The 16322-nt window shown below is 70.6% G+C and carries 16 protein-coding genes and 1 pseudogene; 6 read left to right on the top strand and 11 right to left on the bottom strand.

The window, feature by feature from the left end; translation table 11 throughout:
* Positions 1–132: 132 nt before the first annotated feature.
* The 3 genes from LNK82_RS36370 to LNK82_RS36360 form a co-directional block, all read right to left on the bottom strand.
* On the bottom strand, positions 133–675 hold the full coding sequence (locus LNK82_RS36370; protein ID WP_230571472.1) for an EF-hand domain-containing protein: 543 nt from the start codon (positions 673–675) through the stop codon (positions 133–135).
* Positions 676–1302: 627 nt separating this feature from the next.
* Positions 1303–1977, bottom strand: a complete 675-nt coding sequence (locus tag LNK82_RS36365; protein ID WP_230571471.1) for a dienelactone hydrolase family protein — start codon at positions 1975–1977, stop codon at positions 1303–1305.
* A 313-nt stretch (positions 1978–2290) separates the two neighbouring features.
* The gene (locus LNK82_RS36360; protein ID WP_230571470.1) at positions 2291–3109 is read right to left on the bottom strand and encodes a hypothetical protein; all 819 of its coding nucleotides are present in this window, start codon (positions 3107–3109) and stop codon (positions 2291–2293) included.
* Positions 3110–3190: 81 nt separating this feature from the next.
* On the opposite strand from LNK82_RS36360, the pseudogene LNK82_RS36355 reads away from it, so the two are divergent.
* The 4 genes and pseudogenes from LNK82_RS36355 to LNK82_RS36340 all read left to right on the top strand — a co-directional run.
* Positions 3191–3373: pseudogene (locus tag LNK82_RS36355) on the top strand (response regulator transcription factor); the annotation flags it as partial.
* A 343-nt stretch (positions 3374–3716) separates the two neighbouring features.
* Positions 3717–4823, top strand: a complete 1107-nt coding sequence (locus tag LNK82_RS36350; protein WP_230571469.1) for a DUF3103 family protein — start codon at positions 3717–3719, stop codon at positions 4821–4823.
* A 584-nt stretch (positions 4824–5407) separates the two neighbouring features.
* The gene (locus LNK82_RS36345) at positions 5408–5584 is read left to right on the top strand and encodes a SpoIIE family protein phosphatase (RefSeq protein ID WP_372470741.1); all 177 of its coding nucleotides are present in this window, start codon (positions 5408–5410) and stop codon (positions 5582–5584) included.
* Between the two features lie 322 nt (positions 5585–5906).
* Positions 5907–6152, top strand: a complete 246-nt coding sequence (locus tag LNK82_RS36340; RefSeq protein ID WP_230571467.1) for a hypothetical protein — start codon at positions 5907–5909, stop codon at positions 6150–6152.
* Positions 6153–6312: 160 nt separating this feature from the next.
* On the opposite strand, the gene LNK82_RS36335 is transcribed toward LNK82_RS36340, so the two are convergent.
* Entirely contained in the window at positions 6313–6852 is a 540-nt protein-coding gene (locus tag LNK82_RS36335; protein WP_230571532.1) for a pyridoxamine 5'-phosphate oxidase family protein, read from the bottom strand.
* Between the two features lie 70 nt (positions 6853–6922).
* Here LNK82_RS36335 and LNK82_RS36330 point away from each other — a divergent pair, with 70 nt between their 5' ends.
* Positions 6923–7702: a hypothetical protein gene (locus LNK82_RS36330; RefSeq protein ID WP_230571466.1), complete on the top strand. Its 780-nt coding sequence runs from the start codon at positions 6923–6925 to the stop codon at positions 7700–7702.
* 113 nt (positions 7703–7815) lie between these two features.
* Here the strand turns inward: LNK82_RS36330 and LNK82_RS36325 are convergent, their stop codons facing one another.
* Positions 7816–8328, bottom strand: a complete 513-nt coding sequence (locus LNK82_RS36325) for a hypothetical protein (RefSeq protein WP_230571465.1) — start codon at positions 8326–8328, stop codon at positions 7816–7818.
* Positions 8270–8527 carry a hypothetical protein gene (locus LNK82_RS36320; RefSeq protein WP_230571464.1) on the bottom strand — a complete coding sequence of 86 codons (258 nt, stop codon included), beginning with the start codon at positions 8525–8527 and terminating at the stop codon, positions 8270–8272. The genes LNK82_RS36325 and LNK82_RS36320 overlap by 59 nt, the downstream gene beginning before the upstream one ends.
* Before the next feature lie 456 nt (positions 8528–8983).
* On the opposite strand from LNK82_RS36320, the gene LNK82_RS36315 reads away from it, so the two are divergent.
* A complete protein-coding gene (locus LNK82_RS36315; RefSeq protein WP_230571463.1) occupies positions 8984–9373 on the top strand; it encodes a hypothetical protein in 390 nt (129 codons plus the stop codon).
* A 224-nt stretch (positions 9374–9597) separates the two neighbouring features.
* On the opposite strand, the gene LNK82_RS36305 is transcribed toward LNK82_RS36315, so the two are convergent.
* From LNK82_RS36305 to LNK82_RS36285, 5 genes are all read right to left on the bottom strand, one after another.
* Positions 9598–10719 (bottom strand): alpha/beta fold hydrolase, encoded by a 1122-nt coding sequence (locus LNK82_RS36305; protein ID WP_230571462.1) that lies wholly within the window; start codon positions 10717–10719, stop codon positions 9598–9600.
* A gap of 8 nt (positions 10720–10727) precedes the next feature.
* Positions 10728–11351 carry a DUF1345 domain-containing protein gene (locus LNK82_RS36300; protein ID WP_230571461.1) on the bottom strand — a complete coding sequence of 208 codons (624 nt, stop codon included), beginning with the start codon at positions 11349–11351 and terminating at the stop codon, positions 10728–10730.
* Positions 11352–11678: 327 nt separating this feature from the next.
* Positions 11679–12410 (bottom strand): alpha/beta fold hydrolase, encoded by a 732-nt coding sequence (locus tag LNK82_RS36295; protein WP_230571531.1) that lies wholly within the window; start codon positions 12408–12410, stop codon positions 11679–11681.
* Between the two features lie 84 nt (positions 12411–12494).
* Positions 12495–13328: an alpha/beta fold hydrolase gene (locus tag LNK82_RS36290; RefSeq protein ID WP_230571460.1), complete on the bottom strand. Its 834-nt coding sequence runs from the start codon at positions 13326–13328 to the stop codon at positions 12495–12497.
* Positions 13329–13407: 79 nt separating this feature from the next.
* Positions 13408–16155 carry an ATP-binding protein gene (locus LNK82_RS36285; RefSeq protein WP_230571459.1) on the bottom strand — a complete coding sequence of 916 codons (2748 nt, stop codon included), beginning with the start codon at positions 16153–16155 and terminating at the stop codon, positions 13408–13410.
* Positions 16156–16322 lie beyond the last annotated feature (167 nt).

Raw genomic sequence — 16322 nt, 5'->3', positions numbered from 1 at the left:
CGCATGATCGACGCGGACGGACCAGCGGACGATTCGAGGTACGTCCAGGCTGATGGGCCGGTGCGAGCCCAGCACACCGCGCCCGAGCCGTGGCGCGCCCCGGAAAGCGGGGCGCACCACCTCGTGCCGAGATCAGTGACCGAGCAGTGGAACGTCCAGCGTGCCGAAGAGGTAGGCGCGGACGGCGTTCACCACTTCGGCCACGGTCAACTTGCCGTTGCCGCTGGTGTCGATCAGCTGGAACGACTCCGTCGCCGACGAGGCGTCGACGCCGATGGCCTCCAGCCACTTGCGGAACTCGCCGGGGCTCAACTCGCCGTCCCCGTCGGTGTCGCACAGCCCTACCATGGCCGCGACCGTCGGCCGGATCACGCGGTTGAAGCCGGCATCGCCCTCGGCGTGCACTGCCGCCTCGAAGACACCCACGAACTGCTCCTCGGTCATCGCGCCGTCGGCGCCCACACCGGTCTTGCTCGCGAAGAAGTCGAACATCGCGAGGTACGCGTCGATCAGAGCACGCGCCTGTGGCGACGTCGCGTCCTCGCCGAACGCCTCGATGATGCGCTCGGCCTCGGCCCGGAAATCGGACTTCTCAACGGTGCCGTTCGCGTTGACGTCCCACTTCTGGAAGCGCTTCTTGAGCCGATCGTTGTTGACCGCAGTGGGCATGACCATTCCGAACGCTCCCTTGAATCGTTGCGCTGCTGCACGTGACACTGTCCGGACATCCGGAGGCACAGACGGGACGGCCCGGAGAACAGGCGGACCCGGTTACCCATGACGGTTGACAACCCACAGGACTGCGGCCCGGAAGCCCCCGCCGGTCGGTCGAGGCCTGCGCGCAGGGCTGGACACGGCCTTCGGAACGGCCACCGAGCGCGTGCCGAGGCACACGCCGGACGCCTGCTCCTCCATCACCACACGCCCACCGGTCTGTCACCGTCCGGAAGCTAACAGTCACCCTGAGCACGGGGCACTGGCCAAACCAACGATCACCCGACGGTGTCGCGGCAGACCCCCGTCTTCACCCAGATTGGTGACCAAGCACCTCGTGGTTGAGCCACGGTCGTGGTGCCGACCAACTGCGAGGGTGTCCACCGGAGACAGTGCTGCGCCGGCACCGAAATCTCCTCGCACGCCGCCAGATCACGTTCCGAGTGACCTCACCTGGTTGTGCGGAGTCGGGTTGCCGGATGATCACTCATCCCGGTGCGTCTGCTCAGGGAGAGCAGCACCCCCAAACCGACCTGCACGGACGACGTTCTCGGCAGGCACAGGGTGCCCGAGTCCGGCCTGACCAGATCACTCCGCCACAGGCAGGCATTCGGCGAGCAGGTCGACGACGTCATTCCAGGCGCGCTGCGCGTGCCGTGGGTGATAGCCGACGCCGGGGAGCACGGGGTGGTCGACCGGCGGGTGGTGGAAGGCGTGCAAGGCGCCGCCGTAGACCACGAGGCGCCAGTCGACGCCGGCGGCCTGCATCTCGGCGGTGAACGCGTCCCGTTGCGCGGGCGGCATGATCGGGTCTTCCGACCCGACCCCGGCCCACACCGGGCAGCGAATGCGCGCCGCCTCGCCCGGTCGGCCCGTGGTCAGTGCGTTGACTGTCCCGATCGCGCGCAGGTTGACGCCATCGCGCCCGAGTTCCAGCCCGATGGCGCCCCCGGTGCCGTAGCCGACGGCGGCGACCCGGTCCGGGTCGGTCCGCGGTTCGGCACGCAACACGTCGAGCGCCGCGTGACCGATGCCCCGCATACGGTCGGGGTCGGCGAGCAGTGGCAAGCAGCGGGCCAGCATCTCCTCGGGGTCGCCCAGGTAGCGCCCGCCGTGGAGGTCGAAGGCCAGCGCTACGTATCCCAGCTCGGCGAGCGCATCGGCCCGGCGGCGCTCCACGTCGCTGAGCCCCACGCCCTCTGGCCCGAGCAGCACCGCGGGCCGGCGGTCGACACCGGCCGGGAGCGCGAGGTGCCCGACCATCGTCAGACCGTCGGCCGGGTACTCGACCGTGCGCGTTGAAATCGTCATCATGAGGCTGGACCGTAGTGACCGACGAGCACTGGCGGGCCGGGTTCACCGCCGGCAGAACAGCGTGGGTGTCCCTGAACCTCGACCGGGACGGCGAGTTCCCCGCCCTGTTCGCCTCCGCCCTCGCCGACGCGGGCATCCAGGTCGTCCTCAGCGGAGTCCGCCTCCCGCGCACAACCACTACGCGCCCTGCCACCAGCCCACACCGACCAAGCGACCGTCGCCCGCCTCGACATCCGCCGACGGCAACGACTGGGCGGCATCCTCAACGAGTACCACCCTGCCGGCCGACCTGCACGAACGACATTCTCGGCAAGCAGCGGGTGTCGGTCGCCTCCACATCGGGATCCAGGAAGTAGCCCACTCCCTCCGCTTCCACGAACGCCTCCGGGACCGTCGAACCCAGCCCTGCGCTCAACCTGAGGTAGTCCACCTGCGGCAGCGGTCGTGGCCGGAGGAAGAGCACGATGCTCGACGACGACCCGACCGACGAGGCAACCGACTCGACAAGCTCGCCCGGGGTCGTGGTGGTCACCTCCAAGCCGGGGTAGACCAACACCTGCGCGCCGGCTCGGAGTCCGGACACCACGTCCTCGAGATCCTCCGCACCGACCAGGAACCAATCCTCCCCGTAAGACCCGCGGGCCCGCCGCTCCACCAGCAGCACCGGCTCGGCCGACGCCTCGACCGCAGCACGGACCGACGCCCAGAAGTCGTGCCCCGCCGGAGGCGGGACCTCCTCGTCATCCGGATCGTCCTCTTCCTCGAAGTGGTCGACGTAGAGGCCGCACTCACCGGCGACTTCGGCGAACGCCGACAGATCGCTCGGCGCGTACCCGTGAAGGCAGAAGTCGAAGCCGGCCTGTACGCCCACTCCGCCGCCCAGGTCGCGGTGGGCGTGGTAATCCGCCCCCTGAGCGTGGTTCGGTTCAGGACCTCGACCTCCGTCGTCCGCCGACGTGAGGCTCCGGCCAGGCTTGAGGTCGCCGATGTTGACGAAGCGTCCCTCCGCAGCCGACCAGACGGGGTGCCAGGAGGTGGTGCCGGTGGTGCCGTCGTCGGCGGTGACGGTGAGGCGGGTCATGTCAGCTTCGTCGATGTGGACGACGGTGGCGACGACGTCGCGGCCGGTGGTGAGGTCGGTGGCTTTGACCTTGTCGCCGGTCTCGACCTCTTGGAGCTGATCGCCCGCGGCTCGACGAACCGCGAGGCGGCCAAGCGGCTGTTCATCAGCGAGACGACGGTCAAGACCCACCTGCCGCACGTGTACGCCAAGCTGGGCGTCAACGACCGGGCAGCCGCCGTGGCCGCCGCGTTCTCCCGGGGCTACCTGGCACCGCGGGACTGACGGCGGCGGCCCCGAACAGGACCCCGTCACCAAGACCGGGGATGTCGACCGCGCCGGCGACGTCGCGGCGGTCCTCGCCATCGCCGCCCGCACCGCCGCCGCGTCGGGATGCACGTGACCGTCACCTTGGGCGACAGCGCCTGTCTCGCGCACCTCACGCGGACGGGGGTGCTCGACTCGATCGCGGGTCGGCTCCGCGCACTCTTCCGATGCCGCACTGCCTACGTGCGGGCGGTGCGGCATCGGGTTTCCCATTGACAACCGACGACGGACATACGTGTAATTCTTTCAGATGTCACTCTGCCCACCCACCCCTGCACGCAGAGTAAAGGCAGGTACGACCGTGTCGTTGTCGCACCCCACCCGATTACTGGCCTCGACGGTCGGCGCCCTCGCGATCACCGCCGGCCTGGTGGTCGTCCCGGCGCACGCCGCGCCGGCCACGACCACCGTCCCGGCGGGCTCCGTCGCCGCGGTCACCGACCGGATCGCCGCCCGGCTGGCGGGCGAGTTCGCCGACGAGGCCCGGCGGTCCGGTTTGCTCTCGGCCACCTCGACCGATCCCGTGCTCCTGACTCGTGCCGCCGAAGGTACCGAGCTCGGCCGGGCCGTGCGTGACGCCGACCGGGATGTCCTCGCGGCCAAGGCGCTGCCGCAGGACGGCACGTCCCTGCTCACCATCCGCCTCGCGCACGCCGACATGACCGCCGCGCTGCGCCGCGGCGCCTCGCCACTGATCGCGTCCTCCCCCGCCGACGACACGCCGACGACCGTGACGGCCTACGACCGCACGGGCCGGCGGATCGCGCTGGCCGCCGACCGCGTGCCGTCTCGCCCGGTGTACCTGGTCGAGGTCGACACCGCGACCGCGCTGGCCAAGGGCACGGAGGTGCTGCGCTCGACCCTGGCGCAGCGCGGCCTGTCCCCGGCCGCCGCACGCGCCGCCGTCACCCCCGCCTCGGGCTACTGGGCCACGCAGGTCACGTCGATCCGCCTGAACGACGACCATGAGCCGTGGCACAAGGGCGACGCGGAGATCTTCACGATCAGCGCCGGGTTCGGCCTGGACGGCAAGGTCAAGGTCGACACCACCCAGCTCCCCTACCTCGACGACGACGGCAAGACCTACTACCCCAACCAGCTCCTGGTCCACTTCTCCGACTACAAGTACAACCTCGCCGACATCGTCATGATGGAGGAGGACGGCGGCACCAACTACCGCGACCTCGCCCTCGCACTGACCCAGGCGTTGCTCACCATCATCGATGGCGGCGCGTACATCCCGCTGGTCACCGCGATCATCAACGCCCTGCCGGACGACTGGTGGACCGACGACCCGGACTACGTCGAATCCTGGTACACCCTGTCGACCGCCACCAGCGGCACCCTGCACGGAGCGGCGGGCAACGGCACGATGACCGTCACCCCGTACTGGGTCGCCCCGCTGTAGCGCGCCTGCCCGGAGAACCGCGGTCGACCCGGCCACGCACGTCCTGCCCTGGTCTCACCGCAGTTCCGAGCGCTCCACGTCGGGAGGGGCGGAACGACGTGCCGGCCCGTAGCTCGGACCGCCGACCGCCCCTTCCCACGTGACGACGTCGAACCGCTCCCCGCCTTCGACGATCCCGACCCGGACCGTCCAAAGTAGACGAAACGCTCGTCGCCGACGTCATTGCCGGAGATTCTTCGCATGACGGCATGGGTGGGATCGGCAAGACCGCCCTGGCCGGCCCTGCTACCTGGGACACCGGGTTGCGTCGTCGTGGTCACCAGCCGCGACAGCCTGACAGGCCTGGTCATCACCGACGGCGACCCTGCCCTACTCGATCACGCTGGAGAAGCGGCTGGCTCTCACCGGCGCACGGCAGGGCCACCAGTCGGCTGATGAACTGTCAGCGCCCTCCTGAACCCACCGCACAGAGGATGGCTCGGCCACGGGCGGAAGGTCCCGCACGCGGTCGATCACCGAACTGCTGGAGCGCATGCTGAACTGGAACCAAACCCGCCTCCGGTACGCACAACGCTCCTTCGTCGATCTGCTTGGCGCCGGGCGAGACCGGCCTGCTGTACACCGACGGGATCACCGAGTCGGTCGGCGGGCCGGTCGGCGGCGGCGAGATGCTCGGCGAGGACCGGCTGCACCGGGTGCTCGCGGCGTGCGCGGGGATGCCCTCCGACGCGGTCGTCGAGCACGTGCACATGGTCGTGTAGCAGTGGATCGGCGCAGGCGGCCACGACGACATCGCACTGCTGGCGATCACCGCGCCGCGGGGCAGGCACCTGACCTCGGTGGCCGACACGGGACAGGGGGCCGCATGATCACGACCCCCGAGCCCTCGACGTCGGGTTACGTGCACTCGAGCTGTACGAGCTCCCCGGCGACGACACCGGGACCGCCAGTACCGCCAGCCTGCTCGGCCAGGCGTGCCGAGCCCTGCGCGAGCCGGTCGAGGCCAAGCGCTACCACCAGCACGCCGAAGAGCTGTACACCCGGTCGGGCAACCTCTACGGGCTGGCGCACGTCGCCGACTCGATGGCGGACCTGGAGTCGGACGCCGGCCGAGTCGGCCCGGCCGGGACGCACCTCAAGCGGGCGATCGAACTACACCACGAAGTGGGCAACCTGAACTACGCGGCCAAGTCGTGCCGGCAACTGCGCGCGCTGCTGCCCGACTCGGACCCGCTGGCGCAACTGCTGTCCGCAGCGATCGCCGCGCTCGAGGACAACCGCACGGCGGCCGCATCCGCGCTCGTGCAGGCGATTGTTCGGTCCGGTTGACCGACTCGGAAAGCGCGCGGACACCGGATCTGCGCTGCCAAGAAGTCATCTCGGCCGGTACGGCGTGGACTCATGTGGTTCGGCGGCGCACGGCCACCCGACGATGGCAACCTCGGCTGGCCCCGGAGTGACGGCCTGAGCTGGACCCGCTCGAGGTCTTTCAGGCCGGCGGTTGTTGTTCGAGGAGCCCGACGGGGTCGGTGCTGTAGGCGACCATCCAGGTGGGGTCGATGCGATACCAGACGTTCTCGTCCCAGAACGGGTCGTCGCCGTCCCCGTCGTAGTGGTCCACGAGGTAGTCGCGGATCGTCGGCCACGTCGGGTCGCTGCTCGTCCCCTCCGGGTTCAGCGGAACGGCGTGTCCATGCGTGAAGATGCCGAGCAGCTCACCGCGCATGAAGGTCGCGCTGATCCCGGGCCGCGCCGCGAGATGACGGGCTTTGGCGGCCTGACGGTCGGTGCCCACGATCCAACGACCGTGCAGGAAATGCCCGTCGGCGCCGCTGATGCGCGGCTCACCGCTCCGCGTGACCGTGGCGATGGCCAGGGTGCACATACCTTGGCAGACCCGGACGACCTGCTCGGCGTCCAAGGTGCTCTCACCTGGCCGGATGATCGACCTGAGATGGCTGCTGGAGCCGGCCAACGACGTGTCGAGCAGGACCTGGAGACTGCGGAGCTCGTCGGAAGTTTCGAACACCCGGCCAGTCAACCAGCTCCCCCCGACAGTGCCGGCCCAGCGCGCCGTACGAGGTGATCTCGGGCTCACGTTGTCGAGCGGGTCGGCGCCCCGGTGTTCCCGGCCGGTTGCCCGCGGCGGGCACGATGGTGGCGTGCCCCGGACATGGATCTGCGTACGACAGGTTCTGCTGACCTTCGGATACCTGCTCGCCATCGTGGTGACCAGCGGCGGAGTGGCTTTCAGCTACAGCTTCGGCTTCACCTGGCTCACCGTCCTGGTCTCGTTGCCCCTGCTGGCCGGCGTGTTCGCCGGCGGGATGGTGTGGTTCATCGGCGAGCATTCGCTGGATGTCGAACCGAAGTGGATCGTGCCGGTGGCGATCGCCTCGGTCTGCCTGTTCTTCTACGCCCCGATCGGTCTGTCGCTCGCCTATCTGCACACGGCCGCGGATCGGGTGGCCGTCGTGGTCGTCGACGACGTCTACGGCGACTCCGCTCCGGACACCGATCAGAAGATCCGGGTCGCGGACGCCGGCACCGGCGCGGACCTCGGCGAGCTTGCCTACCACGCCGACCGGGACCTGCGGGTCGGCGACCGACTGGAGGTCCTGGTCGATCCGCGGGGCTGGCTGCCGACGGAGGGCCCGGGGATGTCTCCCGCGATGCGCACGATGACCTACCTGTTCGCCGGCACCGGGTTCGGCGTCATGTTCCTGATCACCGGGTTGCGCATGCGCCGGGATCTGCGCCGCTATCGGCTCACCGGCTCCCGCCTGCCGTTCGCGGCGCCGGCGGACGCTGTACCTGGCGACGACATCGTCCATGCAGGTGAGAAGCGTGAGCAGGACAAGGGTTCGGACAGCCCGTAGGGGTGCTCGTGATCCTGTGCCACTCGAAAGTCATCATCGCTGGTGGAGCGAGGGCGGCACCTGGGGGCCTGATCTTCGTCCGGGTCGTCGGCTGGTTGGTTCTGCTCGGTCGGCTACGACACCACCGGCCGGTGACGCCGGGCACCGTCCTGCGGTGGCAACAGCGACTGCTCACAAAGAAGTGGACCTCCGGAGACGGTGCTGCGGTGGCACCGAGACGTCATCGCACGCCGTTGATCGCGCAGCTCGGAGTCGACGGTGACGAGCACCGCTTCGGGGGTGATCATGGCGAAGGTGCGGGCCTTGGCCGCGACGTCCTCGGCGACCTTGACCTGGCCGATCATCTCCACCAGGCGGTCGTCGGTCTCGGGCGCCGCGGTGACGGTGTCGTTGAGCACGGCGCGGGCGGAGGTCGGGCCGGCGCCGGAGGAGCCGGCCTCCTCGATGCCGAACACGAGCCGCTCGGCGCCGAACCCGGCCGCCCAGTCGAGCAGTTGTCGGTAGCCGTCCTGGTCAGCGGTGAAGGAACGGGTGTCGAGGCGTCCGCCGATGTCGTCCAGGTGTTCGTCAGCCCGCGAACGGTCGGTTGAACACGGGTGGGACGTAGGCGACGTAACGGCCGTCACCCGCGAGCCCGTTCATGGCGCGAGGCGAGAGGTCTGGCCAGGCGCCCGTCCGCAACCGCTGCCACATCCGGTCGATCGCGGCGACCTGCTCATCGACGGTGAACGTGCAGTGCCCCGCCGTCCGCACGTACGTCTGACGCACGAGCCGGCCGCTGCCCTCGCGGTGGGCCAGCGCCTCGTAGGACTGCTGCTGTGCCACGGTGGAGATCTGGTCGCCGCGGCCGACGCGAGTTGCCGGCCGTAGTCAACCCCCGTGTTCCAAGACGGGTTCCCGCCGGACATCTGCTCGATGGCGCGCCTGCTGCTCATCGCCTGCCCGATGTAGGGCAGCGGACCTCCGGCCAACGCCTGGTACATGCCGTGCTCGATACCCGCCGCGTCCCACCACTGCCCGGAGAGGAACCCGACGGTGCCCGGCCGCGCAGTCGACCGCGGCCGTGACCGCCACGGCGCCGGGCCCGGCCCCGGGGTCGGGTCGGCCAATTCGGATGCTGTTCCACCTGCCCTGATACACGATCGTGGACGGGGATTCGGCATGCGATCACCGGGACTACGGTGATCCTGCTCTGATCGAGTGTTCCCGGTTCCGCGCGCCCCTGACGCGAGCGATCCTTGCTCCGACCGCGGCTCTGCGGATTCGGAAGGATGGGATTCAGTGTCGAGAACCGTTCAGCGGGTGGCAGTGGTGGTGTTCGCGGTCCTGGCGTTGGCCGGGATGGGCGTGGCGAGCGCGCAGGCATCGGTGGCGTTGGTCGAACGGGAGGTGACGACCCTGCCGGTGCCGCCCCTCCAGCCCGCCGAGGGGAAGATCCAGACTTCGTCGATCAACTGCGTCTGGACGTACACCCCCGGCCGGAACTCGTCGGTCTGGGTCAACTGCTACCAGATCGGCGGTGGCGCGTCCGGCTACTCGGTCTCGGTGTCGTGCAGTGACGGCAGCGTCCACGAAAGCACGGTGGTCCGGTTCGGCGGTTTCGGTTCCGCGACGGCCTTCTGCCCCGGGGCGACGAGGATGCTCAGCTTCACCGTCTGGGCCCACTACTGAGCACCGCGCGACAGCGGTCCGCGCGGCCCGGTGGTCGTGCGGACCGCTGTCCGCGTCGGGGCCGTCCCACCACCCTTCGGACGGGCCTTGAACTCCGGGATCAACGGCTCTGCCAGTGTCCAGAGCGCGTCGGGCACCAACCGCAGCGGCACAGGTCGCACTTGTGGAGTGACCGAGTTCGACAGCAATGAAGCCTTCATCCTCCACCTCCGCGCATCGGAATCCTATTCAGTTTCGATCAAGTCTGTACGGTATTCACGCCGCACATCCTCGACGAAACGCCTCGCCCCGCTCTTCACCATGCCTCGAGCCCACCAGAATTCGTTCGGAATCCCAGGGAAAACATCCGGGATCAGAAGCGCGCGAAACCTGGCATCAATCTCCTCCACGCTTTCGCGCAGCCGTGACATCTCCGGGAATATCTGCAACTCCGCAGAAGTCAGAGCCCGCTCCAACGCATCTCTCGAGGTGAGATCGTTGGCGTAATCTCCGGCGTCGCGCGGATAGCCCTGCTCACACTCGTCAACGAACCTCGACCATCGCCCCAGGAGCGCCTCCGGAGTAGGGTCCCGCCAACGTCCCGACGACTTGGTGAATCTAGAGAATTCCTCATCGAAGGTCAGCAGGACCTGGGTGCCGGAGTGGAGTCGGCCTGCGGCGGTCGGCGGGTGGACCCGGTCGTTGCTGAGGACGAAACGTCGGCCCGGCCCGTAGAACAGCGCTTGGAAGAACTGGACGAAGACGGGCAGCAGACCGGTGGGGTCGAACGGTTCGTTCGCGCGCAGGGCACTGACGGCGCGATCCACGCCCTGGTCGTTGACCAGTTGCTGTTCCGGGGAAATCTGCCCGGCGCGCGCGGCGGCGGCCAGTCGGGCGTGCGGTTGCAGTGCGATCAGGTCCAGCAACCTGACCGCCTGCGGTTGCAGCAGTACCAGGCTGGCCGGGCGCGGGAGGACTTCCTCGGCCAGCAAGAGCCCGGTGAGCGCGCCTTCGCTGTGGCCGGCGACGAACAGGGCACGCGGGTCGGTGACGGGTTCGGCGCGCAGCAGCCGGTAGGCCGCCGCGGCTTGGCGGACGAACGCCGGGTGGTCGAGGTCCTCGGGACGGCCCTCGTAGGCGCCCAGGCCGGTACGACCGCTGCCGTACTGGTCGAAACGCAGGGTGACGACCCCCTGCCGGTCCGGCGCGGCGGAGAGGTGGGACAGGGTGTGGGGCGTGGTCGCGGGCGGCTGGTTCCCGTCGCGTCGGTCGGGCCGCTGCCGGGCAGCAGGAGCGCGGCGGGCAGTCGCCGTCCACGGCGGTGTCGGGTCCCGCGGGCGGGTCGTCGACCGTGACCCCGCGGCCACGCGGGTGGTCAGCCGCTGATCACGCCGATGGCGATGCCGAGCATCGCGGTGTTGTAGATGAACGAGAGCACTCCGTGCGCGAGGACCCGCAGCCGCATCACGGAGGTGCGTGACTCGACGTCGGAGACCGCGAACGTGGTGCCGACGGTGAACGAGAAGTACGCGAAGTCGATGAACGTCGGGTGCTCGGTGCCGGGAAACACCAGCAGCTTCTCGGGCAGGGCGCTGTAGTAGGCCTGCGCGTAGCGGTCGGCGTAGCCGAAGTGCAGGATCGCCCAGGCCAGCAACACGGCGAGCACACCCACGGCCTTGCCGAGCACCGCCGCCTGGGTGCCTTCCTCGATGAGCACGATGGTCAGGCCGGACGTGATCCCGACGAGGCTGGTGAACAGGGTGAACAGGGTGCCGCTACGGCGGCCCAGGGCGCTCTTGACCCACGCGCCCCGGTCGGCGCCCGCCCGCTTTCCGCGACCGAGGCGGATGACGCGGATCGCGAGGTAGACGACGGCGATGAGGTCCCACAACGCGATCCATCTGGTGTCGTCCACGTCCGCAAGGAAGATGGGGACGCCGAGCAGGGCGAGCGTGCCCTCGATGATCCGGGACAGCACGGTTGACGGGCTGAAGCGCATGTCTTTCCTTCATCGGAACGGCAGGGGTGTCGCCCACCTCGTGCGGATGACGACGGTCATTCCGCGGGGAGCGACGTCGGGAGAGGTTGTGGGCCGCACGCGGCCGAAGCGGCTTCGCGGACTTTCGTCACCGCGGCACGCCTCACAGAACGACCCGGAATCACCGACACCGGTGTGCGGGTCGAGTCGCGACACCGACGCACCATCACAGACGAACCGACCCGTCGCAGCGGACAGTCGAGCGATCACCAGTGGCTCCGAGGTCGCCCGCAGAAGCGGCGACCGCCCTGGCTCCGCGGGCCTCCTGCCCGCGGAGCCAGCGGAGGGTCAGCCCGCAGCGCGGGAGATGAGTTCGGCGACCGTGTTCGGACGCGAGACAGCCACGGCGTGCGAGGCTCCCTCGACGGTCACGGTGGCCCGTGAGCCGGCCCGGTCGGCCATGAACTCCTGTGCCCGCAAGGGGATGTTCTTGTCGGCGCCCGCCAGCAGGAACCACGAGGGGATGTGCGTCCAGGCGGGCGTGCCGGACGCCTCGTTCAGCGCAGCGTCGCGGATGGGGCGCTGGGTGCTGGCCATGAGGGCGGCCTGTCGCGCCGGGACGTCGGCTGCGAACTGCTGCCGGAAGAGCGAGGGCTTGATGTAGAGGTCCGTCGAGCCGTCGGGCAGCGACACCGGTTCAAGCGTCTCCCCCAGTGTGCTGCCCGGGTACCTCGCGGCGAGCTGTGCTGCGGCCTCACCCTCGGCGGGGGCGAAGGCGGCGACGTACACCAGCGCCTTCACCTTCGGGGAACGTGCCTTCACGTTCGTGATGACGGCACCGCCGTAGGAGTGGCCGACGAGCACCACGGGGCCGTCGATGGCGGCGAGACGCGTGTCGAGGGCCTCGGCGTCGGAGTGGACTCCGCGCAGGGGGTTGGCCACGGCGACGGCGGTGAAGCCGCGTCGCTGCAGCCGTTCGATGACGGGGTTCCAGCTCGCACCGTCCGCGAACGCGCCGTGGACGAGGACGATCGTGGGCTTCTGCCCGGTCGCCGGGTGGGCGGCCACCGCGTTCGACATGCCGAAAAGGGCGAGCCCGCTGACAGCCGCGAGCACGGCCAGCAGAGCGGTGACGCGGTTCGTGAGCGTGTGCATGTCCGGTTCTCAGTCTGTGAGGAAGGTGATCAGGGCGGCGTTGACCTCGGCCGCGTGGGTGAGCAGCAGGCCGTGCGGGGCACCGTCGATCTCGACGTAACGCGCGTCGGGCAGGCGGCGGCGGAACTCGCGGGCGGTGGCGTCGATCGGCAGGATGCGGTCGGCGGTGCCGTGCAGGATCAGCGACGGCACGTCGATGCGCTCCACGTCGGCGCGGAAGTCCGTCAGCCACGCCGGGACGCACGCGTAGGCCGCTACGGGCGCCGAAGCGATGGCGGTGGCCCAGTTCGCCCGGAGCGCGGCATCGCTGAGACGGGACCCGAGCGTCTCGTCGGTGTTGAAGAAGTCGACGAAGAAGTTCTCGTACCAGGCGTAGCGGTCGGCCTCGGCCTGCTCGGCGATGCCGTCGAACACCGACTGCGGCACGCCGGCGGGGTTGTCCTCCGTCTGGAGCAGGAACGGCTGGAGCGCGCCGAGGAAGGCCGCCTTCGCCACCCGCCGCGAGCCGTAGGTGCCGAGGTAGCGAGCCACCTCGCCCGAGCCCATCGAGAAGCCGACGAGGACGACGTCACGCAGGTCGAGCTGGGTCAGCACCTTGTCCAGGTCCCCGGCGAAGGTGTCGTAGTCGTAGCCGGTCATGGTCTTGCTCGACCGGCCGAAGCCCCGGCGGTCGTAGGTGATGACGCGGTAACCGGCCTTGACCAGCGCGTCGGTCTGCTTCTCCCACGACTGCCCGTCCAGCGGGTAGCCGTGGATCAGGACGACCGGCTGGCCCGAGCCGTGGTCCTCGTAGTACAGCTCGATGTCGGTCGAGCCCTCGGTGCCGACGGTGATGGTTCCCATGGTGCCTTCCCGCCCGTCCGCCGTGTGCGGGACCGGGCATGGCACGAACCTAGGGAGCGAGCAGGGCCGGTCGCGTCCGTCAGACGACGTCTTCGGCGTACGTCATCGTGCCGCGCAGCACCGCGGCGAGCTCGCCGCGCGACGTCACGCCCAGCTTGGGGAACATCCGCTGGAGGTGGGTGCTCACCGTTCTGGGCGAGACGTACAGCCGCTCGCCGATCTCCCGGTTGGTCAGCCCTTGCGCGGCGAGCTGGGCGACGTGCAGCTCGGTCGACGTGAGCCGGTCGACGGCGGCCGGGTCCCGGCGCGGGGAGGACGTCCCCGCGGCGCGCAGCTCCTGACGTGCCCGTTCCGCCCAGGCCGATGCGCCCAGCGCGTCGAAGACCTCGCACGCGGCCTGCAGGACGACGCGGGACTCGGCGGGCCGCCGGTGCCGCCGCAGCCACGCGCCCAGGGCGAGGTGCACCCGCGCCCGCTCGAACGGCCAGTCGACGGGGACGGCGCCGAGGGCCGCCCGGTAGAGCTCCTCGGCCACGTTCGGCGGGCTGAGCAGGGCGCGGGCGAGGCGCAGCCCGCAGAGCAGGGCGGGCGAGGGGGTCAGCTCTTCCAGCGGGGTCAGCTCCCGCAGTACCTCCCGCACCGCTTCGGCGGACTCACTGCGCACGGCCGCCTCGACCAGTTCGGCGACCCCGTAGAAGCGCAGCCAGGGATGGAAAGCGGGGTCGGCCGGCTCGAAGACGCGGAGCAGGTGCCCGAAGGCGTCGCCGTAGCGCCCCTGGCAGAGAGCCGCCTGCCCGCGGGCCATCTGCACGATGGCCAGCACCGGGCGCGCACCGCCGGGCAGAGCGGTGCGCTCGGCCTCCGCCGCCCACTCCTCAGCCCGCGGGTCGCCGCCGACGGCCGCGAGCTGTGCACGGATGGCGTGCACCATCGCGTGCACCAAGGGCTGACCGGTCTCACGGGCCAGCCCGGCGGCCTCTTCGGCGGCGAGGTGAGCAGCGCGCACGTCGCCAAGCCGTGCGGAGCTGCCCGCCTGCACACAGAGCGCCCTGGCCAGCATCGACAGACGGCCCCGTGCCCGCAGGGGGTCCAGCGACCTCCCCGCCAGCCGGCTCGCCAGGGCAGGAGCACCCATCATCACTGCGGCACTGCCCAGGAGCTGGTCCCCCTCGGCGTCCCCGGATGAACGCTCCAGCTGACCGGCCAGGGACTCGAGGACGGCCCGTCCACGCTCGACCGGCGCGCAGTACGCCCGCAGGGCCACCAGGTCGGCGTTGTCCGCGTCCACGGGCATCCGCTCGGCGGCGGCGGCGACCCGCCGGCGGCTCGCCGGTCCCGGCTTTCCCCAGAAGCAGTGCAGGACAGCGCCCCACAGCATGCGCAGTCCCAGCACGGGCTCGCCACCGGCGGCGATCTCGACGGCCAGTTCGGCCAGCTCGGCGGCCGCGGTGCCCTCGCCCTGCGCCCCCTCGACCAGTGCGATGCCGACCCAGGCCGCACGGCCCTGGTCCCGGATCGAGAGCTCCAGCGAGCGCGCCTGGTCCAGCAGGTGCGCCGCGACGTCGCACTGGCCCGACTCCAGGGCGAGCTCGGCCGCGCGCAGCAACCGGTCCGCACGAGCGGAGGGGTCCGCGGTCAGCTCCGCCGCTCGCCGCAGTGCGGCCAGGGCCGCGGCGACACCGCCGCGCCGCAACGCCCTGCCGGCGGTGAGGTCCAGGTCCCGCGCCGCGTGCTCGTCGGGACCGGCGGTGGCGGCAGCCCGGTGCCAGGCCTGCCGGTCGGGCTGCCCATCGAGCTCGGCGACGAGAGCGGCGTGCGCGGCCTGTCGTTCCGCGGCGGTCGCCGCGTGATGCATCGCCGAGCGGACGAGCGGGTGCCGGAAGACCATCCCCCACGGCTCCAGCAGGCCCGCGCCGACCGCCGGCCCGAGCGCGGCGACGTCGACCGCCGTCCCGAGCATCCGGGCAGCGGCGGCAAGGCACTCGTCCATCGTGCCGTCACCGTTGAGGGCCACGAGGAGGAGGACCGCCCTGGTGTCCACCGGAAGACGGGAGACCCGTGCCGTGAAGGTCCTCTCCAGCCGCTCGGTCAACGGCAGCGGCCCCGGCGTGAGCGCGTACGCCCCACCGACCGACCGCAGCGCGACCGGCAGCTCGGTCAACGCCAGCGGGTTCCCGGCCGCCTCCTCCAGCAGCCGCCGCCGGACCTGCTGCCTCAGGCCGGGCGCCACCGCGTCCAGCAGCTCGCCCGACACCTCGTCCGTCAGCGGGTCCAGGCTCAGCACGGGCAGCCCGGCGCCGCCGAGCCGGTCGTCGAGGCAGCGGGTGACGGCAACCAGCGCGAGGGGGTCGGACTCGATCCGCCGCGCGACGAACCCGAGCACGTCCAGGCTGGCCCGGTCCATCCAGTGCGCGTCCTCGACGACCACGAGCAGCGGCGCCTTCACCGCCGCGTCCGACAACAAGGTCAGCGCGGCCAAGCCGACGAGATAGAGGTCGGGCACCGCCTCGTCGACGAGCCCGACGGCCGCGAGCAACGCAGCGCGTTGCGATCCGGGCAAGTCGTCGATCCCGTCACGCAACTGGTGGACCAGCTGGTGCAGGCCGGCGCAGGCTACGTCCTCCTCCGACTCCACCCCCACTGCCGTGATCACCCGGATCCCGCGGTCCACCGCCCGCGCCGCCGCCTCGGCGACCAGCGCCGACTTGCCGATCCCGGGGGCGCCGAGCACGACCGTCGCACCGCCCGACCCGGAGGCGGCCTGCTCGACCAGGGCAGCCAGTGCGCGGCGTTCCGTCTCGCGCCCCAGTAGCGCCCTTCGTTGCATGCCGCGCTCTCTCTTCCGTGTCACTCCCCGCTGCCGGCAAGCGCCGCGACCCCGGCCGAGCCCTGCACGACTCCACAAGCCGACCGGGAGGCCGGTAGGAGACGTGATCCGCAATGGCACGCGTGTCGCTCCGGGGAAAGCGAGGGCTCCAGTGCCTGCGGGAGCAT

This window comes from Saccharothrix luteola, assembly GCF_020859565.1.
GTDB classification, from domain to species: Bacteria; Actinomycetota; Actinomycetes; order Mycobacteriales; family Pseudonocardiaceae; genus Actinosynnema; species Actinosynnema luteola.
Note: the sequence above shows the minus strand (reverse complement) of the source record. Positions and strands in the feature narration are given on the sequence as shown.